Genomic DNA, 25,983 nt, shown 5'->3' on the forward strand with positions numbered 1-25,983 from the left:
TACAATAGATAGAAACTTTAACATATCCACGGCAATAAATCAATATTCCCTATGATTATTTTATCCCGCGTCAATCCGTCTCCACTTCATAGTCCGGTTCCCTGTCGTCGATCGTTCCGGTATGGCCGCTTTGGCCCTGCGGCTCACCGGAAAATGAGGCGGCAGTAGCCTGAAACACCCGGGCCGGCTGTTTGCTCCCGCTTCCCTCCCCGGAATGGCGCAACAACCCGCCCTGCCCATCACTAGCTTTGCTTTTTTGGCGCAGCAGGGCCTGGGGGCTTAGGGAGACGCCGCTTTGGGAAACCCGCTGGTCCAAACCGGTGGCAAAGGTGTCTTTTCCTTCGTCCAGGATGCCCTTCAGCTGCCGCCGTTCATCGGAGGATAGCTTGTATCCTTCGCGGTCCAAGGCCTCATCCAGGTCAGCCTCCAGCCGGGAACGGAACAACTGGTCTCTGAAAGCCCTCTCCAGCACTTTCTGCAGAATATTTTCATCCATCACTGGTGCGCTTTCCCTATCATCAAATCACTTATCCCTGTCCCCTAGTCCAGCCCGTCCAGTTCCACCGGCTCGTCCTTGGGATGGCAGGTCCCGCACCAGATGGCGTCCGAGACCGCCAGGCCCTTCAGCTTCCCGGCCTTGTCCCGGAAGGAGTCCAGCAAATAGGGAAGATTCTTGGCGTGCTCCTTGCACACCGAGCGCCCGCAGAAACTGCAGACCGCGTTGGCCGGGCGTTCGCAATGCCAGCATTCCATGTTTATCCTCCATAATATTCAGATATTGGTCGTTATGCCGATGTGTCCCTATTTATTGTTATGGGTAATCAAGTCCGAAATGAAACTCAACGAGTCGAGAGCGCCGGAACACATATCGACTCGAGTAGCTTGGCGTGTTATAGAAACCAAAGAAAGAGGGAGCTTGTTTCTGTTCCAATGAATACTCTACGACTATGCTATCCTTGTCACGTGTTGTTGTACTGTGTTTCCGGCCCAAAATCAGGAACAATGAATCTAACGGTAATCCCAGGTGAATCCCCTTCCCGCTAATGAAAGCATGAACCTTCCGTAACCGGGCAAACAAATATTTACTGGTATCTTTTAGCAGAGGCATGACGGTAAACTCGGAAAAGCAATTACTATAATTACCGGGATGAAAATAAACCTGTAGTAGTTCAGACCGTGTTCTGTTTATATAGTAGTAACCCTCGAAATCATTCTGATACATCGCTGGATCAGGATGAAAGATTCGTATTGCGCTGATCGAGTCTTCGATATATACATTGTTCATCGAGACATCAACGCAACGAGGGACATATTTGGACGGGATTGGCTGCGCGACGAAGGTTGCGAAGGCAATGAAAAATATTTGCCAAGACATGCATTACTCCGTATTAATTTTGCACATAGAATCCTTCAACCGGCGGCTGGAGGCCGGTTCCTCCAGTAATATTCCGGTATTAATGTTATTCTACTCTAAACGGCATCCCTTTTAAACCCTATCGGGCGGCGCTTCGGTGCATCAGGTTCTATCAGCTGTTTAATGGCTGCGAATATTGCCTTGAAATTGCCATCGTAGTGCTTTTCCATTTGAGCCACTTTTTGGGCCAGTTTGTCATGGGATGTCAACATCCTCCGCATTTTTACGAAAGTTCTCATGATCTCGATATTCACCGCTATGGCCCTGTCGCTGTTTAATACACCGGATAGCATGGCTACCCCCTGTTCGGTAAAAGCATATGGCCGGTATTTACGATGCCCGCCCCGCCCAGGTTTTAAGGTCACAATTTGTGACCTTAAAACAATCTGTTCCTCGACAGTCAATTGAAACATGAAATCTTCGGGAAACCTTACAATATTTCGCTTGACCGCCTGGTTCAATACCTTTACTGGAACGCCGTATAAATTGGCCAAATCGTGGTCCAATATTATTTTATGCCCCCTTATGGCATGAATTGCTTGTTCTATGAAATCCACCGGCACCAAATCCACCCCACTCTTCATAATTTGCCTCACAATAACAGATGTGTTCAACTTTTTATTAATCATTCCTTTAAACAATCAGAAATAAACCCGCACCGATAGTTCTTGCAGTTTGTCCGTCAGCTCACCTTGTGCCGGGTGTCCTTCAATCTCCGGCTGGAGGCCTGCTCCAGGCTTTTGTAGAAATACAGGTGCTCTCCCAAAAGGCTCTTGAAATCATCCTTGTGCAGCTGCAGCACCAGGCCCTGGCCCTGGGAGACCACGCTGGCGGTGCGGGGCATGTCCAACAGCAGGGCGATCTCCCCGAAATATTCGCCCGGGCCCAATGCGGCCACCTTGTTCTTCTGGCCCTCCCGCTCCACCCAGACCTCGAACTGCCCTTCCTTGATGATGTAAAAGCTGTCGCCCAGCTCGCCCTGGGCGATCACCGCCTCCCCCGGCTGGCAGCGCCTGGGGATCAGCCGGGAGGCGGCCATGGCCACCTGGGCCGGGGCGAATTCCGAGAACAATGGCAGCTTCACCAGGAAGCCCCGGTTCTCCAGCAGGCGGTCAATCCGTGGCCCCAGGTCCACCTTTTGGGACATCAGCAACTCGAAGTCGGCCCGCTCCAAAGTTAGCAGCGAACAGTCGGACACGGCACGGGCGGTGGCGGTGCGGGGGACCTTCTTGATCAGGGCGATCTCGCCGAAGTAGTCGCCCCGGGCCAGCAGGGCCGCGATCTGGGCCGGACCGCCGTCTTTCTGAATGGAGATCTCCACCTGCCCGGACTTGATGATGTAGAACTTGTCGCCCTCCTCGCCCTGCCGGATGATGGTCTCGCCGGCCTTGCGCCGGTCCTCCTTAAGCCGGGAGAAGAACACCTTGGCCTCCTCCTGTGAAAGCTCCCAGAACCGGGCCACACCAGTGATCACGTCCTGGGCATCCTTCTTCTCACGGGAGAGCTTTTTTAGGGTCAGGCCTTCGGACCAGTGGCAGCCGGACATCAGGTACTGCTGGGCGATCTCCCGCTCCTCCCAGTACAGGCTCTCGTAGGCGGTCTTGAAGGTGTTTTTGGCGAAATAGGACCCGGTGATCCGGGAGATGTAAAAATACATCTCGTCCAGCAGGCCCTTGAAGGCCGGACTCCGTTCCAGTATCCCCCGGTCGCGCTCGAATCGCTCCTCGCTCTTGTCGCCGTATAATCTGATGGGCCAGCCTTTTTCAATCAGCACCAGGTTCAGGCGGTCGTCCATGGCCTTGGCCGAAGACTCGCCGAAGAAAGCGGCAAAATGGGTGCGGGATAGTTTGTATATCTTGACGGCGGCCTGGCGCATCCGGCGCCGCTCGGAGTCGGCCGCTTCAAAAGTGGAGGTCTCGGGCTGCCAGGAGGTGCCCTTGATAATCAGGTACAGCCACAGCAGGGCCAAGGTCTGCATCAGGGCCGGGAAAAGATCCAGCCGGGCCGGCAGCCGCCAGACGGTCATCACATTCTGGCCCAGCAGTCCGGTCAGAACGATCATCCAGAAATATTCCAGCGAAGATCCCTGGTTATTCCAGTAAAGCGACAGCACCATTAAAAAGGTTGACCAAAGCAGCATGATCCCCAGCGTCTGGGGCGGGGAAAATCCCGGGTTGACGGAGATCACCAGCATCATTAAGGCCCACAAAGCCCCCCACAGCCAGCGCTGCCATTGGCGCCACCGCCTGAGGCTGGAGTAGGAGAACTGGCTGAACCCGGCCAGGGCCAAGGCTCCGGACGATACCAGCCAGAGGTAGGGGTGAATGTTGGAAGTAAACGAGGCCAAGCCCATTTGCCAGAGCGAAGCCAGCAGCAGGCACCAGAAGACCAGGGAAAGATGGGACCCCCGGTAATAGGAATGGACCCGTAAGAACACCAGCAGGGCCATGGCCCCGAAGGGCAACATCAGCAGTATCCTGACCCAGGCCGGAAACAGGGAGATAAGCAGGGCTGCCGCACCAAAGAAGGCCAGCAGGCTCAGGGAAGCCAACAGCGGTTTCTGGCGCACCAGTTTTAAAAGGCCTTGCCAGGCCCCGGCGGCTATTTTAACGATATGTTTGCGCAGGGCCGCCAGCGCCCCCAGCAGGGCCAGTGCCAGGACCGCCGTCAGCCACCAGCGGGCCTGGCTGGTGGTGCCGCTTAGAAACTTATGCCAGATTCGGGCGGCCTGCAGCCGCCAGAAATACAGGGCGATGCCCAAGGCGAAAGCCGACCAGACATAGCTCCACAGCTTGAAACCGGCGTAGATCCTTTCCTCCCGGGTAAACGGTTCCCTGGATTTGAGCTTGGCCTTCAAGCCTTGCTTGATGAACTGGGCGGCCTTGGTCTTTAGCCCCGGCAGTTCCAGCCAGTCCACCAGCATGTAGTAACCGTCCAGTTCCAAACTGGGATTGAAGTTGGCGAAGACCGAGACGAAGGAAAGAAAGGCGAATTTGTAAAGCAGGGGGTTCAAAAAGAAGCCCGGCATCAGGACGGCTAAAAGGGAAGCCGCTCCGGCCAGGAAGGCCTGAGTATAGGGCCCCACCAGGGAGATGAACAACCGCTGGTCCTTGGGCAGCAGCCAGGCGTCGGTGGTGTCCACATAGAAGGCCGGAAAGCCCAGGTACAGGATGGTCCCCCCGCTGTTGACCTTCCGCTTGTAATGCTTGCAAGCCAGGGCGTGGGACATCTCGTGGGTGATCACCGCCAGATAGTTCAGCATAACCAGGATGATCAGCCCGGTCAGATAGGAGCCCGAGGATTTGAGCACACTGTACTGCCCGCCTTTGACCAGGACCCCAAAGGAGGCCAGGCCGGCCAGGATCATCATCCCGGAGATAATTTTTGCAGGCAGGGAGAAGAAATACTTGAAACCGCCCCGGTACAGGATACCGGTCAGATTATCAAAATTGGGGATAGGCCACTGCCGCTGGGGAAGGTTCTTTATCAGGTCCAGTATCTTGACCAGCGGTTTTTGGTGACGGATCCTCTGGGCCAGGTTCTTGTAAAAGTTGGAAGGTTTTTGAACCAGGAACCCTCCGGCAAAAAGCTCCTGGTACAGGGTGCCGATCCGGGAGAAGGCCAGCGACCCGAATTTCCGAAAATAGTCCACCAGGATTTCTTGAATGGTCTTCCGGCCGGTGAAGGATGAGTAAAGGAAGTAGTCTTTAAGCCCCAGCTTTATGTAACCGCTGCCCTCCGGGGCCTTGACCACAAAATATTCCTGGCCCTGGCGGTCGGCAAAGCAGGCCTCCTCGGCTCCCGGCTTTAGTTGAGGCTTCTGTTTGGAGAAATCCAAAGTGGCAACGAGCCGTTGCCAGATGGAAACGGTCTCTGTCCCGGTTGATGTGGATTGGTCGGGCATGGTCACTGATACAGTTTTTTGTTTTTGATGTAGCGGGCCGCAGATTCCGGCACCAGATAGCGGATGGCTTGGGAGCGGCGGACCCTGTCCCGGATGGCGGTGGCGCTGATGTCGATCAGGCTGACCGGCAAAAACCGGAGCATCTTCCTCCAGCGGGGCTCCACTTCGTTCCGGGAAAAACCGGGGCGGCTCAGCACGCAGACCGTGGCCAGTTCAAAGAGTTTTTGCGGTTCCTTCCAGGTTGAAAGCAGGACCGCCTGGTCCAGCCCCAAAAGCAAAAAAAGCCCGGCGGTCTTGTATTTTGACTTCAAGGCTTTTAAAGTGTTGACGGTATAGGACGCGCGCTTTGACCGTATTTCGATATCCGAGACGCTGAACAGCCGGTTGCCCCTGACCGCCAGGCGCACCATCTGATAACGATCCCTTGCCGGGGACAGTTTTTCTCCGCCCTTGTGGGGGGGCTGTCCGGCCGGGATGAAGATGACCCGGTCCAACCCCAGTATTTCCGCCGTCTGCTGGGCCACGATCAGGTGGCCCAGATGAATGGGATCAAAGGTCCCACCGAATATTCCTATACGCTTTGGTGTTGGCATTTGGTTTTAAATGACTGTATTAAGTTACAACGGGAATTCCTATCCACAGATTAACGCAGATTATAATTAATCCTCCAATATTTAATTTTCCATAGATAAATCTGCGGAGATCTGCCGAATCTGCGGATAGAACGTCAGAGGCTTAAATCGCTTTCTGCTATTTGCCCTGGCTGCTGTCGGCGGTGACCGGGGTGCTGTCCGGCAGGGCCGGCTGGACCTTTACCGCAGCCGGGATCTGGTCCAAAAGTTTCTTGGCCTCGCCTGCCCAGCGGGTCTGGGGATACTGGGTCATCAGGTTTTCCAGGTATAATTTGGCAGGGGCGTAACGCTTCATTTTAAAATATATCCGCCCGGCATCGAATTCCTTGTGGGCCAGCTTGTCCTCGATGTTGCCCTTAAGCTGGCGGGCTTCCGGGGCCCAGGTGGTGTCGGACAAATAGGTGAAATAGAGGTTCAGTGACTGTCCGGCTTTGACCGTGGTCTCGCTCTGGTCCAGGGCGTAGCCCGGCGAGTCCTTGTAATAGCACAGGGCGATCTTGAACCGGGACTCGTCGTCGTAGCGGCAGGGCGAGTAGGTGTTCAGTATCTGCTGGAACTCGGCGATGGCTCCGGGATAATCGCGGGTCCTTAGATAGCACTCGGCCAGGAAGTAATTGGCGTCCAGGGCCAGCTTGCTGCCGGAATAGTTGAAGACCACGGCCTTGAAATCGTCCATGGCGTCCACGTATTTTTTGTTCTGGAAGAACTGCTGGCCCCGGGCGTAGTAGTCGTCGGCCTCCATTTTTTTCACCATAGCTTTTTTGCCCCCGCAGGAAACCAGGCCCAGGGACAGGATGATCAACATAATCGGTAATAAGTATTTCTTCATTTTGTCCTTTATATTTATTAGCTTTGTTTGGTTTTTCTAACTTTTCCAACGTTTCTAACCATTTCGAACATTTCAAACTTTGGATCACTGTCCCCAGACGTTGCGGTCCAGGCTCCGGTACTGGATGGCCTCGGAAATGTGGGTGGCGCTGATGTCCCCCGCCCCGTCCAGGTCGGCGATGGTCCGTGAGACCTTAAGTATCCGGTCGTAGGCCCGGGCCGAAAAACCGAATTTGCTGATGGCCGCCCTTAAAAGTTCTTCGGAGCCGGCGTCTATCCCGCAGTATTTGCGGATGTCCTTGGTCTGCATGTGGGCGTTGCAGTAGATGTGGCGCCGGCCCTGGTACCGGTCCAGCTGCAGCTGCCGGGCAATATCCACCCGCTTCTGGATCACAGTTGAGGGCTCGCCCGGATCCTTCTGGGAAAGCTCCTGGTACTTAAGCGCCGGGACCTCGATGTGGATGTCTATCCGGTCCAGCAGCGGGCCCGAGACCCGGGACAGGTACTTTTGGATGAACTGGGGGTTGCAGCTGCACTGGTGGCTGCTGTCGGTGTAGTAGCCGCAGGGGCAGGGGTTCATGGCCGCGGCCAGCATGAAGGAGGCGGGAAAGGTCAGCGACATGGCGGCCCGGGAAATGGTGACCTTGCCGTCCTCCAGGGGCTGGCGCATCACCTCCAGCACATTCTTGTTGAACTCCGGCAGCTCGTCCAGGAACAGCACCCCGTGATGGGCCAGCGAGACCTCGCCCGGACGGGGATGGGCTCCGCCGCCGATCAAGCCGGCGTCGCTGATGGTGTGATGTGGCGAGCGGAAGGGCCGGGTGGCCACCAGGGCAGTGTGGGGCGGCATCAGGCCGGCCACGCTGTGGATCTTGGTGGTCTCCAGGGCCTCGTCCAAAGACATCTTGGGCAGGATGGTGGGAAAGCGGCGGGCCAGCATGGTCTTGCCCGAACCCGGCGGCCCGATCATCAGGATGTTGTGGCCCCCGGCCGCCGCCACCTCCAGCGCCCGTTTGACGTGGGCCTGGCCCTTGACGTCGGAAAAATCAACGTTGTATCTGGCCGACTCGGCGAACACCTGGCCCATGTCCACCGTGAAAGGTTCTATCTGCAGCTGGCGGTTGAAGAAATCCACCGCCTGCCGCAGCGAGGACACCGGGTAGACCTCCACCCCGTCCACTATCCCGGCCTCCCGGGCGTTCTCCAGCGGCAGCATCAGGCCCTTCAGCCCGGCGGCCCGCACCGCCACCGCTATCGGCAAAGCCCCCTTGATGGGACGCAATGAACCGTCCAGCGAAAGCTCGCCCATCACCGCCACCTCGGCGAAGCGGCCGGGGTCCAGCTGCTGGTGGGCGGCCAGGATCCCCAGGGCTATGGGCAGATCAAAGGCCGAGCCTTCTTTCCTGATGTCGGCCGGGGCCAGGTTGACGGTGATCTTTTTTAAGGGGAACAAAAGCCCGGAGTTCTTGATGGCGCTCTCCACCCGCTCCCGCGATTCCTTGACCGCGCTGTCGGGAAGGCCCACCATGGCAAAGCCGGGCAGGTTGGAGCTGAGATCGGTCTCGATCTCCACCAAATAAGCGTCGATCCCCAGCACCGCCGAGGACAAAAGTTTTGAAAGCATAATAAATATTGGTTGTATTCATTGTCCCTGCGCCAGATACGCAGGGGGTTATTATTTAGCGATAAGTTTCCAAGAATTTAATGGTTGATTTTCTGTCTTTGAAAGTTGCCTCTATTCTGTCACCGGTATTGTACTTGATTATGATTTCATATTTAGCAATAGGCATTTTGTTATTGTCTTCTTGATACTTTTCGAGAAAAACAATTGCCTCTGTGACCGAGCTTGTTATTGCTTCTTGACCATGCAAGGGAAGAATAATAATACTCGCTACAAAACGCGAAACAGATTCTGTCAATACGTCGAAAAACCCTTTTACTTCCTTTTTGTTTAGACGAAGCAGTTCTTTGGCAACATCTTCTTTATTTTGCAGTTTATTCCAACTATCTATTTTCCTCTTAAACTCTTGTTCCGTGGTCTTTTCGTCAAAATTAGCATTGATGCCATACTTGCGAAAGGCTTTTACAACGGTATCGTAAGGGAAGTATAAAACACCAAATCCAAGTGATTTAAGTTGGGTCAATGCTCCCTGTGTAAAAACGCCTGCCAGGATTACGCCCATAAACGGAGATGAATTTCTATACTTCTCGGAAAGTGGAATTATAGCACTTTGGATTTCTTGTGCTTTATTCCGTGAATGCTTGGTATATCTTCGCCAAGCTGATTCAATAAATGCAACTGGAATACCCACTCTGCTTTCCGTACCGCCACGTTCCAGCACAAAATCAAGATCGTGTTTGTTGCCTTTGCTGTCAATCCAAGTAACCTTTTTGCCCGGTCTTGCTTTTCTATCACCGCTCTTATCAAGATAAAGCTTGTTCAGCCTTGCGAATTTTGAAAGATGCGGTTGAATGGCTAATTCTAAAAGGTCGCCAATAATTTGGCCAAATTTATGAGAAAGTGATTCTGCCATATTTTTATCCTTTAATCCAAAGCCTTCCCTCTTGCAAGGGAACGGTGTGTTTTCTATTTTTCCATTTTACGTTTCTGTCGCGTAGTTTTTCAAAGGAGTAACTGTCGAATCCAGCAGAGACAGCCAATTCTCCAAGCCATTTATCTACAGGCACGTATATCCCGTAAGGAGCGGAATCTCCAATCACAAAACACATTAAACAATTTTCATTTGTTACGCTACGCAACGAATGAAACACCTCTGCCAGATCTTTGAAATAAGCCGCAATCATTAAATGATAATTTTTCTTTCCCCCGTGTTTCAGCCTTTCCAATTTGAGAGCTTCGTATACTTCGCTTAATTCTTCCTGAATTGGTTTCAATTTGCAATCCGAAAGAATACTCTCTATTTCATTTCCCAATTTTGAAACATGCTGCGTGCAAGCTCTCACCAAATGCTTTCTTACGTTTTCCTGCAAATCGCACCAACCATTTATATCTCCCCAAAAAGTCATTTCCAGCCTTGTAGCGTCAGCATAGTCGTAATTGTTGGCGTAAGGAGGTGAGGTAATAACCAAATCACCCCATCCCTTTGGTATGGATTTTATATCCCTGGCATCTTCATTGAATAATTTTGCGTGTTTTACGTTTTTGTTTTTATTTTGCAACCCCTTCATGTCAAAATACATTTCATTCACTTTGCTCTCATAAGCAACAAAGGGGTCTATTACTTTTGCTTTTGTTTTGTTGGGCTGAATGTATTGCCATTGAGCAGTTCCCACCGGTGAAGTCGTTCGTAATATTGATGTAATAACAAACCAATTGAAATCTTTTATTTCTTTTTCTTGTTCTGTTTCCAGCCAAGTTTGTTTGAGGGCTTCTAATTTTTGAATAATATCAAGCGGATAGCAGCTCAATATGAGCTTCGGGAAATCCGTTTTATTTATTTTCTTTTTTTTCGCCTGATGCAAAAGCAGCAAAGCGGATTCTTTAAATTTTTCGGCGGGATAATTCCAAGCTAACTTAGTTTTTGCGATACGATATATGTAAGGGTGTGATTCCAAGCCCATAGATTCAACATTTTCAAACTCACTTTCCAGCAAAACAGTCCCTGACCCCGCAAATGGGTCAATTACTCTTGTCCGGCCCTTTGATTTATGAAGTTCAATAAGTTGCTTTGCCCAGATTGCAGAAAAACCAGCTGTGTATCTATACCATTTGTGAATGGGCAAAACCATATTACCCGCAAAAGTAGCCGAATAGTTTTGCTCAATCTTAATTTCTTGCGGGAATATTTCTAAAATATCGATTCCGTGATTAGTAGCATAATTGTGCCCAGAATGCTGCTGGCTTATCTCTGTTCTATTTTTCATGTGCTTACTCATTCATCGTTATTATTGTTATCGTATTTTATCCATCAATGTCTCACAGCCTGAAGGCGTCCCGGAGGTGCTGGAGCTGGGGCGGGCCCCAGCCCAGCCTGACCCCGACCACGTCGAACCGGCAGTCCACCCGGCCGTACAGACCCTTTTGGTAGAGGTAGCACCTGGCCAGACGGCCCATCTGTTTCTGCTTATTCCTGGTGACGGCCTGAAGGGGGTGGCCGAAGTTGTCGTTGGTCCTGGTCTTGACCTCGATGAACACCAGGACACTTTGGTCGAAGGCGATGATGTCGATCTCGCCCTCCCGGCCCGGCCGCCAGTTGCGCTCGGCCAGCTTAAAACCCTGGGAAAGGAGATGCGACACCGCCAGTTCCTCCCCCTTTTTCCCCGCTTCATCTTTCGCGCTCATACTCACACATCTCTTAGATATTTACACAAACCTGTCATCCCGAGAGTCCATCCATGCCTGACAATTTGAGGGATGATATCGTCGCTCTTCGATCTGGCAGGCACGATGCCATTCTCAGAGTGACATCGACTGCAGTTACTCCAGCAACGCTCTCACCGGCGCATAGCTATTGCGGTGAATGGGACAGGGACCCAGTTTTGCAAGGGCCTTTTGGTGTTCCTTCGTTCCGTAGCCCTTGTGCCGGACGAACCCGTAGCCGGGATATTCCAGCTCGTATCCCTCCATCAAAGAGTCCCTAAAGCACTTGGCCACTATGGAGGCCGCGGCTATGGACAGGCTTAAGCCGTCGCCCTTTATGATGGATCTTTGGGTAATGCTGGAGAATCTGGCCGGAAGCCGGGGGATCTTCTTGTTGCCGTCAACTATGATCAGCCCCGGTTCCTCCCGCAGGGAACAAAGGGCAAAGCCCATGGCTTTGAAGGTGGCCTGCAGGATGTTGATCCTGTCTATCCCGGCGGGGTCCACCATTCCCAGCCCCACCGCCACTGCCTGGGACAGGATAAGCCCCAAGGCCTGCCGCCGTTTTTGGGGCGTAAGTTTTTTTGAGTCGTTGATCCCCACCAGCCGGCAGTCCAAAGGCAGGATCACCGCTGCCGCCACCACCGGACCGGCCCAGGGGCCTCGCCCGGCCTCGTCCACGCCGGCAATAAGACAGGAGTGCTCCGCCGCCAGGGCGGCGTCGAATCCGGCCAGGCTCCGGCAGGCATTATTTTCCGCTTTGCTTCCCAAATTGCCTGACGCCTAAAAAGGGTTCGCCGGTCTCCCGTTAAGGAACAAGGCTCCCCCTAATTTAGGCGCTTGAAAATGGTTTAGGCTTTGGCCGGGGCTTCGGCCGGGGCCGCTGCCCGCTGCTGCTTCTGGGCTATCTTGGCCGCCTTGCCGGTGAGCTTCCTCAGGTAGAACAGCTTGGCCCGGCGCACCGAACCCTGGCTGACCACTGTGATAGCGGCAATGTTGGGGGAATACAGCGGAAAGATCCTCTCCACTCCGATCCCGCCCGAGACCTTGCGCACAGTAAAGGTGGCGCCGACCCCGCCGCCCCGCTTCTGGATCACCACGCCCTGAAAGGCCTGGAGACGTTCCTTGTCGCCCTCGATGACCTTGACCTGGACCTTGACGGTGTCGCCGGGCCGGAACTTTACCTGGGCGGTCTTGGTGAACTCGGCCGCGATGCTGTTTAGTACTGCCTGTTTGTTCATGGTTTTTCTTTTGCCTCCGGTTTGTCTTAAAGGAGGGTCTCTCCTTGTTGGTTATATTTTTGTTTATTAGATTCTATTAATGATGTTGACTTTGAACCGCACATCACGATTTCCTATTTCCCATTTCCCATTTGACCTTGCGGTTCCCGGTCTTCCAGCAATTCCCTGTCTTCTTTTGACAATGGTATCTTGTCCAGCAGGTCCGGCCTGAATTCTTTGGTGATCCTCAGCGATTCCCCCCGCCGCCATTTCTGGATCTGGCCGTGATGTCCGGAACGCAACACCTCGGGAACCTTCATCCCCCGGAAGTCCTCGGGCCGGGTATAGTGGGGATGGTCCAGCAGTCCGTTCTCAAAGGAATCGCGCTCGGCCGACACCGGATCGGAGATGGCCCCCGGCAGCAGCCGGACTATGGAGTCTATCACCGCCAGGGCTGCGATCTCGCCGCCGGACAGGATGTAATCGCCGATCGAGATGTCCAGGTCCACTATGGTCCGCACCCGCTCGTCGATGTCCTTGTAGTGCCCGCACAAAAAGGCCAGATGCTCTTCGGTCTTTAAGCTTTGGGCCGTTTCCTGAGTGTAGGTCTTGCCCCGGGGCGAAAGCAGGATAACTTTGGGTTTAGGTTCCTTGGACCGGAGAGCTTCGACCGCCGCGAAGATCGGCTCGGGCTTCATGATCATCCCCGGCCCTCCGCCGTAGGGCTCGTCGTCGCAGACCCGGTGCTTGTCGTGGGCAAAATCGCGGATGTTGACCAGGTTGAATTCCACCAGGCCCTTTTGGCTGGCCAATCCGATGATGCTTTCGCTTAGGGCCGCCGGGAACATTCCCGGAAAGAGTGTCAGTACCGTGATCTTCATCTCAGGCCCTCCAGGTCGCGGATCACCATCCGGCCCTGCTCCAGTTCGATCTTCACTATCACCGGGCCCTTGGACGGAACGTAGAACTTTTCCCGGTCCGACTGCACCAGGTAGATGTCTCCGGCCGGGTATTCTTCTACTTGGACTATCTGGCCCAGCTCCTGGCCCTGCTCCGAGACCACTTTAAGTCCTATGATCTGAAAGGTGTAGTATTGCCCGGGCGGCAAGGGCTTCAGGTCCTCGTCCAGGACCGCCAGCTCGGCGCCCTTCAGCTCTCCGGCCTGTTCCACGCTGATGACCTCTTTCAGCTTCAGCAGCCCGAACCGGTCCTGAGGGGAAAAACTTTCCACCACCACCGGAATGATTCTTTCGCCCTGCACCAGCAGCAGCCGGCTTTGGGGGGCAAAGCGCAAAGGGTTGTCCGAGTCCACCTTCACCTTCAGCGTCCCTACAAGACCGTGGGGCCTTACCACCGTGGCCACGTAGATCAGGCGCTCCCGGTCTATCCGGCCGGGATCAAAGTTCTGCATCAATGTCTGCCGCCTGCCGGCTACTCGATTATTTCCAGGCCGGTGCGCTTGCCGATCTTGGACCCGGCCGCCGAAAGCAGGGTGCGGATAGACTGGGCGGTGCGGCCCCTTTTGCCGATCACCTTGCCGATGTCATCCTTGGCCACCCGCAGCTCGTAGACCAGAGTGCCGGCATCCTTCTGATTCTCGGTGATGCTGACCTTCTCCGGCTGGTCCACCAGCGACTTGACCAGGTATTCCACTAAATCTTTTAACATATTGGTTTAGTCCTTTTTCTTTTGGGCCGCCAGTCTTACCTTGTGGGATTTTTTGGTGGAAGCCTGGGTGAAGTTCAGCTTTACCTCCTTGGGGTCGCCGCCGGCCTTGACCGCGGCTTCGGCCAGCTTGATCAGCCGCTGGGCGGTGGGCGAGGCGATGGCGCCGTTCTTCAGCCACACCCGGGTCTTTTCCAGGTTGATTTTGGCTTCCTTGGGGTTGGCTCCGGGCCGGTAGGTTCCCAAGGTGTCCAGCTGGGCTCCGTCCTTCTTGGAGCGGGTGGGCGCGACCACTATCCGGTAATAGGCGATCTTGTTGGCCCCCATCCGGGTCATCCTGATTGATACTGACATTAACCTGTCTCCTCCTTGATATTGTTTGTTTGTTCTTTGTTTGTATTTTATTTTTTATATTTAATTTTTGATATGCGGTTTAGGCACTCTCATATTACCACCACCGTCCGACAAAAATCATATTAAGCGCCCATGTTTAAAATTGAATCCGTGAAATCATGTTAATCCTGTCTGCCCCGGAATAAATCAGAACCCCTGCGGCATCTTGAACCCCCGGCCTTTGGAGTTCATCATCTGCTTCATCATCCGCTGGCTCATCTCGAACTGGTTCAGCAGCTGGTTAACCTGCTGGACGCTGGTGCCGCTGCCCATGGCTATCCTCCGCTTGCGGCTGCCGTTGATGATCTGGGGCTTCTGCCGCTCCTGGGGGGTCATGGAGCTGATGATGGCCTCTATGGCTCCCAGCGCCCGGTCGTCTATGGCGGCGTCCTTGGGCAGGCTCATCCCGCCCGGCAGCATCTTCATGATGTCGGACAGCGAGCCCATCTTCTTCATCTGCTTCATCTGGCCGGCAAAGTCCTCCAGGGTAAAGCTCTGCTTGCGCAGTTTCTCCTCAAGCTTTACGGCCTGTTTTTCATCGAAGACATTCTGGGCCTTCTCGACCAGTCCCACCACGTCGCCCATGCCCAGGATGCGCGAGGCCACCCGGCTGGGGTGGAACTCTTCCAGGGCCGAAAGCTTTTCCCCCACCCCGATGAACTTGATGGGCTGGCCCGAGATCACCTTTAGGGAAAGGGCCGCGCCGCCCCGGGCGTCGCCGTCCAGCTTGGTCATGATCACCCCGGACATGGGCAGGGCCTTGGAGAACTCGGTGGCAATGTTGACCGCGTCCTGGCCGGTCATCCCGTCAACGACCAGGAGGATCTCCTGCGGCTTGACTGTCTTTTGCACCCGCTCCAGCTCGGCCATCATCTCGGTGTCTATGTGCAGCCGCCCGGCGGTGTCTAAGATCAGCACGTCTATGAGTTTCTTGACCGCTTCCTGCTTGGCCTCCTGGCAGATCTGGGCCACGTCGGTGGATTCCAGTTTGAAGAAATCGCAGCCCGCCTGCTTGGCCAGGATCTCCAGCTGCTGCACCGCCGCCGGCCGGTAGATGTCGGCCGCCGCCAGCATGATCCGCCGGCCGGGTTTTGACAAATGCTTGGCCAGCTTGGCGCAGGTGGTGGTCTTGCCCGAGCCCTGCAATCCGCAGACCATGATCACGGTGGGCGGCTGGGGGGAAAGCGTCAGCGGCTGGCTGACCGAGCCCAAAGTCTCCACTATCTGGTCGTAGACGATCTTGACGAACTTCTGGCCCGGGGTGATGCTGGTCAGCACATCCTCGCCCAGCGCCTTGGCCTCTACCGCGGCCGCAAAGTCCTTGACGACTTTGTAGTTGACGTCGGCCTCCAGCAAAGCCCGCCGCACCTTGGCGCTGGCCTCTTTGATGTTGGCCTCGGAGAGTTTGCCCTGCCCGGTCAGGTCCTTGAAAAGCCCGGTGAATTTTTCAGTTAAGGAGTCGAACATATTTTATGCCCACTAAAGGCACTAAATTAACAATAATATTTTCGGATCTTTTCGTGTTTTTCGCGGGCAACCCCGGTAAATAGAAATCGCCGTCAGTTTGTACTGAATGATCCCTCAAAATACCGCCAGGGATCAAGGACCGTTTAAAACCTGCTACCCAATCCAAAGCTTGGTGAAAGGAGAGGTGGGATGTCATCCATTGTATTGGGCCGCGCTCCCACAACCGAGCTTAAGCCAATACGGTAATATAGGTTTAAATCTTCTATCTTATGGCAGTAATATACGGAGCCTGACCACCAAAGATATTCTACTTTATTTCCACCTATGACTAGAACAAGTCCTGTACCTGCTTCGCCCCAGGTTCTTTTTTTAACACTGGTTATCTTATTTACTGTTACTGTGTTAAATATCCCACAGGTACCAGCCCGAATAGAATATCTTTGAGCAATATTCCTGCTGTAATTGATAGAACCAATTATACCCGGCCCGAACAACTCCAAAAACAAATCATTATTTGTTTTCAGAACATATTTTTTCTCAACATCGGGTTTGGATGAATCGGGGAGCAAGCAACTTATAAAAGAAATGTTAATATCTTCCGTTAGCAATGCGGTAACTGGCACTTCACCTTTGTTCGGTAATGTATCTGATCGACCCGTTACATATGTCCAGCTTAATTCCCTGGCCGTTTTAATATAATTTGCTGGTTTTATTTCATGCGCCTTTTGGTAACTATCATCGTACGATTTCACTAAAGCGTTGTTTAAATATCCATCGGCATCTTGGGGCAAAATAAATTTTATTCTGACCGTGTCCGGCAGTGAATACTTAAGCCTTGCACCATTGGTACTAAATTTAATTTCCCAAATATCACCAGTTCCCCCGATGTCTGTGATGTCGGCATATCCAATGTATTCGCAGAGTATTTCCTTTTGTTCATTGGGCAGATACCTGATCTTCCAGACATAACTGAACGCATCGAGATTGTTTTTCACCCTATCGGTGACGACCCTCTTATTGTTCTCAAGTGCCGTGAAATTGACGTTTATCCCCTCTGATTCACCGGAGCTGGCCCTTGCAAAAGGGAATTCAAATTTTACCTCGATCGTGTCATCAGATATATTTTTGAGACTATACCGGCATTGCACCGGCACGCCGATTCTTGATAACTGTTGGTGTGAAACAATAATGCGGGAGGCATCCAGCACGATATCTCCGGCCAACAGCCTTATCTTGTTATCTTGGACATGGACCAATCCCCCGTGTATGCCCGGCCTGTCATTTCCCTCGACCGCATGCAGGTTGAAACAAGCTATTATAATAGCTGATATGGAAATGACTGCTTTTCTCATATAATTCTGGTAAAAACACCAAATAGAAATCGCCGCCAGTTTGTACTGAATGATCCCTCAAAATACCGCCAGGGATCAGGCGGGTCTGACAGCGATGTTATGGCCTAACCCCCGTCCCCTTCCCGATGCGGGAAGGGGTGTAGGGGTTGGGTTATTCCCGTTTGCCCAGCTGGCGGTCCAGCATGAACAGCGATCCCTTGGAATCTCCCAGCATCTTGATCTGGTTCACTATCTCCAGGGTCTGGGCCTCTTCCTCCACCTGCTCGTCCACGAACCACTTGCACATGCTGGCCGTGGCGTGGTCGCCTTCCTTGGTGGCCAGGTTGACGATGTCGTAGATCATGGCCGTCACCTTCTGCTCGTGCTTGTAGGCGTCCTCGAAGACGGTTAGCAGGCTGGCCCACTTGGCCGGCGGGGCGTCTATGGCCTTGAGCGCTATCTGGGAATTGGTGTCCTCCAGGAACTTGTAGAATTTCATGGCGTGGCCCATCTCCTCCTTGGCCTGGACCTTGAACCACTGGGCGGCCCCGTTGAGGTTCTGGTCGGTGCACCATCCCGCCATACCCAGATACAGGTATGCCGAATACATCTCGGCGTTGATCTGCTTGTTGATGATGTCCTGAACGCTCTGCTTGATCATGATATTCTCCTTAAGTTTGAGAAGTTTATTGTTTGTTGTTTGGCGTTTATAACCGCGCATCCCATTCATTGTTTAGATGCTTTTCCCCTCCAAACGATTCAAACAATTTAGACTATTTCAAACGATCAAAGCAAGCCCAAAACTTTGTGCTTTTCCAGTATGGTCTCCGCCAGTTTGTCCAACGCCTCAAAGTCCTCTTTGCGCGGCGCGCCCTTGATGTAGACCGGCTCCAGCACCTCGGCCTTGAGGTTGGTTAAAAGCGACTTGATGGTCTCCACCGCCTTGCTGCCCCAGCCGTAGGATCCGATGATTCCCAGGAACTTTGTCTTGGGCCTTAAGGCCCCCACCAGCGCCGCGGCGTACAGCCCCTGGGGATGCGGGCCCACCAGAGCTGTGGAGGTGGCCAGGATCACCGTGGCGGCATCGACCAGGGAGGAGGCCAGTTCCCCGGTGTCGGTCTTGGTAAGGTTGAAGGGTTTTACTGCGATTCCCCTTTTGACCAGGGCCTCGGTCAGGTGTTTCACCATGGCCTCGGTGCTGCCGTGCATGGAGACCCATGGTATCACCACTTCGTTCTTTACATTCTCCGAACTCCAGTCCTTGTAGGCCTCCATGATGTGGAACGGCTTTTTGTACACCGGTCCGTGGCTGGGGCCTATCAGGTCTATGTCCATGGCCTCCAGCCTCTGCAGATGCTTGACGATGGAGCTGCGGAAGGGCATCATGATCTCGGCGTAATAGCGTTTGGCGCCCTCCAGCACCGTGTCGTCGCAGGCGAAGATGTCGGTGGTGGCCAGGTGCGAGCCCAGGAAATCGCAGGTGAAGAGGACCTTGTCCTCTCTCAGAAAACTGAACATGGTCTCCGGCCAGTGCACCCAGGGGGCCAGGATGAACTCAAAGGTCTTGTCACCCAGGGAAAGGGTGTCCCCGTCCTTGACCACCTGAAACCTGTTCTCCGGGATGTGCAAGAGGTCCATCAAAAAGCCCTTGCACTTCTCGTTGGTCACCACCGCCGCCTGCGGGAATTTCTCCGCCAGGAAACCGATAGAGCCGGAGTGATCCTGCTCGGCGTGGTCGCAGACGATGTAGTCGAGCGCCTTTACATCGTGCTCGGACAGGTTGGCCAGCAGCTCCTCGTACCTGGCCGGGTCCACGGAATCCACCAGCGCTGTCTTTTGACTGCCCTTGACCAGATAGCAGTTATAGCTGGTGCCGTGGGGCAGCGGGATCAGCTCGTCAAAGAGCCTCCGGTCCCAGTCCTGCACCCCCACTGCGTATATGTTCTTCTTTAATTCACGGATCATCTTTTCTCTAATTGTAAATATCTGCTCATACTACATGTCAAATTCCTGAAACTCAATTCCTTCTGAACCGCTAAGACGCTAAGTCCTCCAAGGTTGAATTACGACCCCTTTGTGTCTTTGTGGTTTAAAGCTCCGTTTTAGTCCTCCGGCTCAAAGGCCTCCTTGTCGGCCCCGCACACCGGGCAGACCCAGTCGTCGGGAATGTCATTGAAAGCCGTGCCGGGCTTTACCCCGTTGTCGGGATCGCCGGCCACCGGATCATACTCGTATCCGCAGACGGTGCAGGTGTACTTCTTCATGGCATCTCTCCCACTTTATATTTCCCCCACTAAATACACGAAAAGACCTAAATCATTTCGTGCGGTTTCGAGACTTTAGCGGGAATAAAATCCTAACCCTTGATGTACGAGGGAGCGTTCTGCTGGGTCTTGCCGCCTTTTATTTTATGGTAGTATTCGTAGGTCATGGGCTGCCCCTCGGCCAGGATCTGGGATTCCACCGCTTTCCCGATGAAAAGCGTGTGGCTGCCAAGCTCCACTGTCTGAGTGACCTCTATGTCAAAATGGGCCAGGCTGTATTCCAGCAGTTTGGGGTTGCCGCTGGGGCAGGTCTCGTATTTCATCCCACTGAACTTGTCCACCTGGCGGCCGCACTTGAAGCCGAAGGTGCCGATCAGAGTCAGGGGGGCCTCCTGGGACAGTACCGCGATGGAGAATTTCCGGGAACCCTTTATCAGCTCGGTGGTGTAGTTAAGGCAGTTCAGGCTAACCGCCATCAGCGGCGGCTCGGCCGTTACCTGGAAGACGGTGTTGGCTATCTGCCCGTTCAGTTTGCCGGGCCCGTAGCTGGAGACCAGGTACATCCCGTAGCTGATCAGCCTGAAGGCGTTCTTGTCCATCATCCGCCCCTGATGGCTTTGATGCGGGCGGCCCGATCCGGGGCCCCGAAGACGGCCGCTCCGGCCACCAGCACCTCGACCCCGGCCTCCCTGGCCTGGCGCGAAGTTTCGGGATTGATCCCGCCGTCTATGGATATCAGGGTTTTGGTCTTCCCCTGGTCCTTTAGTTTCTTGATGGTCCGCACTTTGTCCAATACCTCCGGCATGAACTTCTGCCCGCCGAAACCGGGATGGACGCTCATCACTAAGAAAAGATCTATCTCGCCGATCACCGCCAAAACCTTGTCCAACGGGGTTTCGGGGTTAACCGAGAGCCCGGCCTTGACCTTTAGCTTTTTGATCTGTGCGATGGCCGATGCCAGGTCTTCTATGACCTCGGCGTGGATGGTAATGTAGTCGGCGCCGGCCTTGGCGAATTCCGGGGCGTACTTCAGGGGATCGGTGATCATCAGATGGGCATCCAGCGGCAGATGGGAGGATCCCTTGATGGACTTAACGATGAAGGGCCCGAATGTTATATTGGGCACGAAGTGCCCGTCCATCACATCCAGGTGCAGCCAGTCTGCCCCGCCCTGTTCCACCGAGCGGATCTCGTTCTTAAGTTCGGCAAAATCGGCCGACAACAGGGAAGCTGCGATCAAAGTCATCTTATAAAATAAAAAAGGAAATATAAAAGATCAAAAATCGTTCCCGGTATTTTATCTTTGATTTTTTATTTTCTTGACCTGAGTTAATCGAAGGTTAGTTTCCTGTCTCTCAGTTGGCGCTGACCGCCATGTTCACCGTGTCGCCGCCCCTGATTACGAAGCCCGGCTGGGGAGCCTGCATTATGATGGTTCCCGGCTCGGCCGACTGGCCCGGCAGGTACTTGATCTGGCCTATCACCAGGCCCTGGGCCACCAGCGATCCCTGGACCTCGGCCAGCTTTTTGCCCATCAGGTCCGGCATCAGCATCTTGCCCTCGGTGGGTCCGCTGCTCAAGGTGAGCCGGACCCCGCTCTCCCGGGTCAGCTGGGCGCCGGAAGGAGGATTGGAACAGACCACGCAGCCCAAAGCCACCGAGTCGCTGGCCAAGCTGTCGATCCCCGCCACTTTAAGCCCGCTCCGGTCCAACAGGTTTATGGCCCGGACCGAGGAGAGCCCCACCAGATAAGGCACCGTGATCTTTTCGGTGCCCCGGCTCAGGATCACTTTCACCTTGCGCCCGATCTTGACCATCATCTTGGGCTCCGGTTCCTGCAGGGACACCGAGCTGTCGGGGATGCCGGGATCATACTGCCATCCGGCCAGCATTATGTCCAGGCCCTTTTGGGAAAGGACCTCTTTAGCCTGGTCGAAGGTCAGGCCCTTGATGTCCGGCATCTCCACCACCGCTCCCCGCCGCACCACCCAGGGCATCATCACAAAGTTGCTCAGCAAAAAACCAAACAGAAACACTGCGGAAAGGATCAGCACGGTCCGCCAAAATTTAGGATATGTCTTGAAAATGCCTGCCATCTTTATTCTTCGGGTTCGATGTCGGTGGTCACCCAGATGCTGACGTTGGAGCCCTTGGCCACCTTGGAGCCGGCCTGGGGATCCTGCCGGACCACCAGGCCCGGGTCGTTCTCTTCGTCGTAAATGTAGCGGACGCTGCCCACATTAAGCCCGGCCTGCTTGATCATCTCCTGGGACCTGCTTTTCCCGTAGCCCTTCACCGCCGGCACCGCCACTTCTCCGGCCCCGGCGCTGACCACCAGGTCCACCGGGCTGTCCTTCTGGGTCTTGTTGTTGAATGCCGGGTTGCTGGATATCACCGCATCCTTGGGCACGGAATCGGAGGGTTGCATGGAAACCTGCCCCAGCTTCAGCCCGGCCTGCTGCAACATAACCGTGGCCTGGGGCAGCAGCAGCCCCTGCAGCATCGGAACGCTGGAACCACCGCCGTTGGGCCATACCTTGATGGTGGAACCCTTGCGCACCTTGCCCCCCGGTACCGGGTCCTGCTTGCTGACCGCGCCCTCGGGCACGGTGGCATCGTTGATGGCGTCCTCCGTGTAGACCCGGAAACCCCGGCCCTCCAGGATGGACTTGGCTATCTCCACCTTCTTGCCGGTCACATCCGGGACCTCGGACATGTCCATGATGGGCTGGATCACGCCCCAGAAAAGCAGGCTCATCAAAAGCCCGCTTAGGGATCCCGAGATGATGGCCGCGATCACCGGCTTTTTGCTGCTGCTCTGCTCGTAAATTGGCATGAAGCGCTCCGTAATTTAGGTAATATATTGAATGGGTGGTTATTTCTGTCTGACCAGCCGGGCGGCAAAGGCTCCGTCCATGCCGTGGAGATGGGGCCAGCTGCTGAAGAACCCGTCTTGAACCAGCTCCCGGGGCACGAAATTCCCGGCGTCTTCGATGGTGAACTCCTGGTTTTGGGCCAGGAACTTTTTTATCACCCCCCGGTTCTCCTCCGGCGTCACCGTGCATGTGCTGTAGACCAGGGCCCCGCCGGGTTTGACCAGCCCGGCCGCGTTGGTGAGTATCTGAAGCTGCAGTTGGGATAGCCGGGCGATGTCCGGCTCCTTTATCCTCCACCGGATGTCCAGCCGGCGGCGAAGCGCCCCCAGGCCGCTGCAGGGCGCGTCTATCAGCACCAGGTCGAACTTTTTCCGGAAGGAAAATACTGCGGCATCGGCGCAGACAAGGGAATACGATTTCAATCCCAGCCGGGTGAAATTCTCCTTGATCAAAGAAAGTTTTTGTTCCGAAAGGTCAACCGCCAGCAGGTTTCCAATGTCCCCCATCTGCTCCAGCACCGCGCCGGCCTTGCCGCCGGGAGCGGCGCACAGGTCCAGGACACAGTCGCCTGGTTTGGCCCGGGCCAGCAGGGAAACCGCCTGGCTGGAGGGATCCTGATAATAGAAATATCCCCGGCTGAACAATGAGTCATCAGCCAGCCCCGCCGGGTTATCCACTTCCAGTGCAGCCGGAATGTATCTATTGGCCGAGGTATTGATGCCCGACAGGCTTAAGTTTTCCTGAAGCTCCAAAGCCCCTGTTTTCAGGGTGTTTGGGCGGATGATGACCTGGGCCTGCCGGTTGTTGGCCTGCAGCAGATCTTTCGTCCCCGCTTCTCCCAGTTCCTTCAGCCAGCGCTTCACCAGCCAGAGGGGATGCGAATATTCTATGGACAGGTCCCGGGCTTTATCCCCCGAACTTATTGGCTTCAAATGCCTTCGGTGCCTAATTATATCCCGTAGCACCGCATTTGTCAAGCCAATTATGTTCTTGCGGCCATAGCGTTTGGCCAGGTTCACGCTCTCGTTGACCGCGGCAAAAGGCGGGATCCGGTCCAGCTTGGCGATCTGATACAAACCCAGGCGCAGGATGTTCTGTTCCCAGGGGGTCAGCGACTTCAGGCCGCTCTTCAGGGACTGATCCAGCACCCAGTCCAGCCACATCCGGTGGCGCAGGACCCCGGCTGTCAGTTCGTGGGCCAGGGCCTTGTCCGGCAGGGAAAGGCCGCTCTCCTTCAAATTCTTTTTAAGGACCTGGTCGTAATAGACTCCGTCGGTGCCGGCCTTGGAAAGGGTCTTTAACGCTAATTCCCGTGCTTCCACTTTACCTCCCGTCCCAGCAGCACCGAAAGCCCCAGGGCCACCTGATCCATGTCCACCAGGGTGTTGCGGCAGGGGCCGTGCGGCCGCTGGTTCAAAATGCCGTAGACCGGGATGGGATAGGCATCGTGGATGCCCGAGACCAGGTCCCGCTCGCAGGCCACCGCCAGGATGGAGGTGGGCTTCAGCTCCACGATCACACGGCGGGCCAGGGTTCCGCCGGTGGCCACCGAGATCTGGACCCCGGTCTCATCGGCGATGGCGGCCAGGCCGGTCAGGGGGCATTTCCCGCAGCGCTTGCAGTTTCTAATGTCGGAGGTCACCCGGTGGGGGCAGTCGGCCAGCTGCAGGCAGTGTGGCAGAAGTATCAGGATCCGGGCCGGGTCCAGCCGTTTGCCGGCGGCCCGCACCAGGGCATTGTTGAAGGCTACGAACGATTCCCCTATCCTCTCCCGGCCGATCCCCAGCAGATAACCCAGCATCAGGTTCAGGGGATACAGCACCTTGACCGTCACCTGTTTCTTGCCGTGGGGGAACAGAAAATCCTTCTCAGTCAAGGCGGAGAGGAACAGCAGGAACAGCCCCCCGCTTACCACCAGCAGGAACAGCGCGGCGGCGATGGCGGCGGCATAGAACAGCCAATCTCCCAAATGCTGCAGCCTGGGCACTATCAGCCAGAAAAGCACGGCCACTCCGCCGATCAGGATCACCAAGCTTAAGATGGAGAGGCTTAAGAATATTTTTTTGCTGACTTTCATGTTAACTGTTCGCCTGCATCCAGCCTGTATCCCCGCAGGAATTCCTGGCCGCTCATTTCCTTTTTCCCCTGGGGCTTCACTTTCAGCAGGACTAAGGACCCGTCACCGGTTTTTATCACCGGACCCTTGCTCTTATCTATTGAAACTACCAGCCCCGGAACTTCTTCGGTATTCAGTATTCTGTATTCAGTATTCTGTAGAATTTCCAGGATCTCCAGCCTTTTCTCTTTGAACATGGTAAAAGCCCCGGGCCTGGGCGTCAGCCCCCGCACCTGGTTTTGGATTTCCAGGGATTTTCGTTTCCAGTCTATGTGCCCGTCCTTTGGCGAAAGCTTCGGGGCAAAGGTGACCAAAGATTCATCCTGTTTTTTGAATTCGGATCTTCCCTCCTTCATAACTTCTAAACTTCTAGTTATGAGATCCGCTCCCAGCCCGGACAACCGTTCCTCCAACTGGCCTGCATTTTCATCGTTACTGATCGCCACGGTTTCCTGCAGTATGATGTCCCCGGCGTCCATACGGCTGTTCATCAGGATGCTGGTGATTCCGGTCACCTTGTCGCCGTGAAGCAAAGCGTGGTTGATGGGCGCCGCCCCCCGGTATTTTGGCAGCAGCGAGGGGTGCAGGTTCACCGCCCCGTGTTTGGGTATACTCAGGATGTTCCGGGGTAAAAGCAGACCGTAGGCTACGACCACCAGAACATCGGGCTGAAGGTTTGAAAGGTGATCAATGGTGCTGTTGTCTTTTAATGCCGCCGGCTGGCAAACCGGCAAGTTCAGTTCCAACGCTTTTTGCTTGACCGGGGAAAATGCAATGCTGCGGCCCCGGCCCGCCGGCCGGTCCGGCTGGGCAAAGACCGCCAGTATCTCGTGTCCCTTGTGATGGAGGGCCTCCAGGGTGGGTACGGCAAAGGCCGGAGTGCCCATGAATACTATCTGCATTATTAAGCTACCACTTGATGTTCATTCCCAGCTGGAATGGCAGTTCCTGCACCATTCTGTCAAAGGTGGAAAGATATCCGTAATCAACGGTTATACCCAGCCTGGCGGTGATCGGGACCCTTATTCCGGCGCTTATCTGGCCGAATGAGCGATAGAACGTCTCGCCTGTACCTTCCACCACTCTGGTATACTGCATAGGGTAATAGTCGCCTTCAATGGAATTAACAGTCAACTGACCAATATGCGAGGTCATCACCCCCAAACCCAGCTTGAGGTTGGTTCCCAGAAGTGACCTCGCCTTTATTAACCTGGCATAGACCTCGAAAGGGGCCTGCCATGTTGGCTCCCCATTCCAAACGCAACTAAACGCAAATTCCTCGTACGCCCCTGTAGGTTTGGCGCTGAAACTTTGGTAGGAACCCGATCCGCCCACGGCCAGCCAGCTTTTCATCCGCAATTCAGTGCCACCGCCAATTTGCCAGCCATTACCCCAGTTAAAGAAAGGCTTGGTGCGGTTATCGTACACTTTCCAAACGGAACAGGCATTATTCAGCCAGCCATAATTGAAGTTCATGCTCCATTGGGCAAATACTGCCGCCGGCATTAGGATCAGAATAAAAACTATGGCTAGTGTTTTTTTCATTTTCCCC

Annotated in this window: 29 protein-coding genes; all 29 read right to left on the minus strand. The window is 54.6% G+C overall.

What is annotated here, in order from left to right:
* Positions 1 to 70 precede the first annotated feature (70 nt).
* On the minus strand, positions 71 to 496 hold the full coding sequence (locus HZA73_11500) for a hypothetical protein (GenBank protein ID MBI5806646.1): 426 nt from the start codon (positions 494 to 496) through the stop codon (positions 71 to 73).
* A gap of 44 nt (positions 497 to 540) precedes the next feature.
* Entirely contained in the window at positions 541 to 753 is a 213-nt protein-coding gene (locus HZA73_11505; GenBank protein ID MBI5806647.1) for a hypothetical protein, read from the minus strand.
* Positions 754 to 1,470: 717 nt separating this feature from the next.
* Positions 1,471 to 1,998 carry an ORF6N domain-containing protein gene (locus tag HZA73_11510; GenBank protein ID MBI5806648.1) on the minus strand — a complete coding sequence of 176 codons (528 nt, stop codon included), beginning with the start codon at positions 1,996 to 1,998 and terminating at the stop codon, positions 1,471 to 1,473.
* A 98-nt stretch (positions 1,999 to 2,096) separates the two neighbouring features.
* Entirely contained in the window at positions 2,097 to 5,318 is a 3,222-nt protein-coding gene (locus HZA73_11515; protein ID MBI5806649.1) for a cyclic nucleotide-binding domain-containing protein, read from the minus strand.
* 2 nt (positions 5,319 to 5,320) lie between these two features.
* Positions 5,321 to 5,911, minus strand: coding sequence for a nicotinate-nucleotide adenylyltransferase (locus HZA73_11520; protein ID MBI5806650.1), 591 nt, complete (start codon positions 5,909 to 5,911; stop codon positions 5,321 to 5,323).
* 157 nt (positions 5,912 to 6,068) lie between these two features.
* A complete protein-coding gene (gene bamD, locus HZA73_11525) occupies positions 6,069 to 6,779 on the minus strand; it encodes an outer membrane protein assembly factor BamD (GenBank protein ID MBI5806651.1) in 711 nt (236 codons plus the stop codon).
* Between the two features lie 84 nt (positions 6,780 to 6,863).
* Positions 6,864 to 8,402 carry a YifB family Mg chelatase-like AAA ATPase gene (locus tag HZA73_11530; GenBank protein MBI5806652.1) on the minus strand — a complete coding sequence of 513 codons (1,539 nt, stop codon included), beginning with the start codon at positions 8,400 to 8,402 and terminating at the stop codon, positions 6,864 to 6,866.
* A 55-nt stretch (positions 8,403 to 8,457) separates the two neighbouring features.
* On the minus strand, positions 8,458 to 9,312 hold the full coding sequence (locus HZA73_11535; protein MBI5806653.1) for a DNA methylase: 855 nt from the start codon (positions 9,310 to 9,312) through the stop codon (positions 8,458 to 8,460).
* 4 nt (positions 9,313 to 9,316) lie between these two features.
* The gene (locus HZA73_11540; GenBank protein ID MBI5806654.1) at positions 9,317 to 10,528 is read right to left on the minus strand and encodes a DNA modification methylase; all 1,212 of its coding nucleotides are present in this window, start codon (positions 10,526 to 10,528) and stop codon (positions 9,317 to 9,319) included.
* Positions 10,529 to 10,715: 187 nt separating this feature from the next.
* A complete protein-coding gene (locus HZA73_11545; protein ID MBI5806655.1) occupies positions 10,716 to 11,081 on the minus strand; it encodes a YraN family protein in 366 nt (121 codons plus the stop codon).
* A 135-nt stretch (positions 11,082 to 11,216) separates the two neighbouring features.
* Positions 11,217 to 11,870, minus strand: a complete 654-nt coding sequence (locus HZA73_11550; GenBank protein MBI5806656.1) for a ribonuclease HII — start codon at positions 11,868 to 11,870, stop codon at positions 11,217 to 11,219.
* A gap of 80 nt (positions 11,871 to 11,950) precedes the next feature.
* A complete protein-coding gene (gene rplS, locus HZA73_11555; GenBank protein ID MBI5806657.1) occupies positions 11,951 to 12,340 on the minus strand; it encodes a 50S ribosomal protein L19 in 390 nt (129 codons plus the stop codon).
* 113 nt (positions 12,341 to 12,453) lie between these two features.
* A complete protein-coding gene (gene trmD / locus HZA73_11560; GenBank protein ID MBI5806658.1) occupies positions 12,454 to 13,200 on the minus strand; it encodes a tRNA (guanosine(37)-N1)-methyltransferase TrmD in 747 nt (248 codons plus the stop codon).
* A complete protein-coding gene (rimM, locus tag HZA73_11565) occupies positions 13,197 to 13,730 on the minus strand; it encodes a 16S rRNA processing protein RimM (GenBank protein MBI5806659.1) in 534 nt (177 codons plus the stop codon). The genes trmD and rimM overlap by 4 nt, the downstream gene beginning before the upstream one ends.
* A gap of 20 nt (positions 13,731 to 13,750) precedes the next feature.
* On the minus strand, positions 13,751 to 13,987 hold the full coding sequence (locus HZA73_11570; protein ID MBI5806660.1) for a KH domain-containing protein: 237 nt from the start codon (positions 13,985 to 13,987) through the stop codon (positions 13,751 to 13,753).
* Between the two features lie 6 nt (positions 13,988 to 13,993).
* The gene (gene rpsP / locus HZA73_11575; GenBank protein MBI5806661.1) at positions 13,994 to 14,338 is read right to left on the minus strand and encodes a 30S ribosomal protein S16; all 345 of its coding nucleotides are present in this window, start codon (positions 14,336 to 14,338) and stop codon (positions 13,994 to 13,996) included.
* 186 nt (positions 14,339 to 14,524) lie between these two features.
* Positions 14,525 to 15,844 (minus strand): signal recognition particle protein, encoded by a 1,320-nt coding sequence (ffh, locus tag HZA73_11580; GenBank protein MBI5806662.1) that lies wholly within the window; start codon positions 15,842 to 15,844, stop codon positions 14,525 to 14,527.
* Positions 15,845 to 15,987: 143 nt separating this feature from the next.
* Entirely contained in the window at positions 15,988 to 17,196 is a 1,209-nt protein-coding gene (locus HZA73_11585; GenBank protein MBI5806663.1) for a hypothetical protein, read from the minus strand.
* Between the two features lie 151 nt (positions 17,197 to 17,347).
* On the minus strand, positions 17,348 to 17,836 hold the full coding sequence (locus tag HZA73_11590) for a ferritin (GenBank protein MBI5806664.1): 489 nt from the start codon (positions 17,834 to 17,836) through the stop codon (positions 17,348 to 17,350).
* Positions 17,837 to 17,961: 125 nt separating this feature from the next.
* Complete coding sequence (locus HZA73_11595) at positions 17,962 to 19,140, minus strand: FprA family A-type flavoprotein (protein ID MBI5806665.1); 1,179 nt, start codon at positions 19,138 to 19,140, stop codon at positions 17,962 to 17,964.
* Between the two features lie 137 nt (positions 19,141 to 19,277).
* Positions 19,278 to 19,439 carry a rubredoxin gene (locus HZA73_11600; GenBank protein ID MBI5806666.1) on the minus strand — a complete coding sequence of 54 codons (162 nt, stop codon included), beginning with the start codon at positions 19,437 to 19,439 and terminating at the stop codon, positions 19,278 to 19,280.
* Between the two features lie 92 nt (positions 19,440 to 19,531).
* Positions 19,532 to 20,041, minus strand: a complete 510-nt coding sequence (locus HZA73_11605) for a flavin reductase (protein MBI5806667.1) — start codon at positions 20,039 to 20,041, stop codon at positions 19,532 to 19,534.
* Complete coding sequence (locus HZA73_11610) at positions 20,038 to 20,685, minus strand: ribulose-phosphate 3-epimerase (protein ID MBI5806668.1); 648 nt, start codon at positions 20,683 to 20,685, stop codon at positions 20,038 to 20,040. The genes HZA73_11605 and HZA73_11610 overlap by 4 nt, the downstream gene beginning before the upstream one ends.
* A 109-nt stretch (positions 20,686 to 20,794) precedes the next feature.
* Positions 20,795 to 21,535 carry a PASTA domain-containing protein gene (locus HZA73_11615; GenBank protein MBI5806669.1) on the minus strand — a complete coding sequence of 247 codons (741 nt, stop codon included), beginning with the start codon at positions 21,533 to 21,535 and terminating at the stop codon, positions 20,795 to 20,797.
* A gap of 2 nt (positions 21,536 to 21,537) precedes the next feature.
* Positions 21,538 to 22,275, minus strand: coding sequence for a PASTA domain-containing protein (locus HZA73_11620; GenBank protein ID MBI5806670.1), 738 nt, complete (start codon positions 22,273 to 22,275; stop codon positions 21,538 to 21,540).
* A gap of 39 nt (positions 22,276 to 22,314) precedes the next feature.
* Positions 22,315 to 23,637 (minus strand): 16S rRNA (cytosine(967)-C(5))-methyltransferase RsmB, encoded by a 1,323-nt coding sequence (gene rsmB / locus HZA73_11625; GenBank protein ID MBI5806671.1) that lies wholly within the window; start codon positions 23,635 to 23,637, stop codon positions 22,315 to 22,317.
* Complete coding sequence (locus tag HZA73_11630; GenBank protein MBI5806672.1) at positions 23,619 to 24,392, minus strand: DUF116 domain-containing protein; 774 nt, start codon at positions 24,390 to 24,392, stop codon at positions 23,619 to 23,621. The genes rsmB and HZA73_11630 overlap by 19 nt, the downstream gene beginning before the upstream one ends.
* Positions 24,389 to 25,333: a methionyl-tRNA formyltransferase gene (locus tag HZA73_11635; GenBank protein MBI5806673.1), complete on the minus strand. Its 945-nt coding sequence runs from the start codon at positions 25,331 to 25,333 to the stop codon at positions 24,389 to 24,391. Before HZA73_11635 ends, HZA73_11630 begins: the two co-directional genes overlap by 4 nt.
* A 7-nt stretch (positions 25,334 to 25,340) precedes the next feature.
* A complete protein-coding gene (locus HZA73_11640; GenBank protein MBI5806674.1) occupies positions 25,341 to 25,976 on the minus strand; it encodes a hypothetical protein in 636 nt (211 codons plus the stop codon).
* Positions 25,977 to 25,983 lie beyond the last annotated feature (7 nt).

Source organism: candidate division TA06 bacterium, from assembly GCA_016235665.1.
Taxonomy (GTDB): domain Bacteria; phylum Edwardsbacteria; class AC1; order AC1; family EtOH8; genus UBA5202.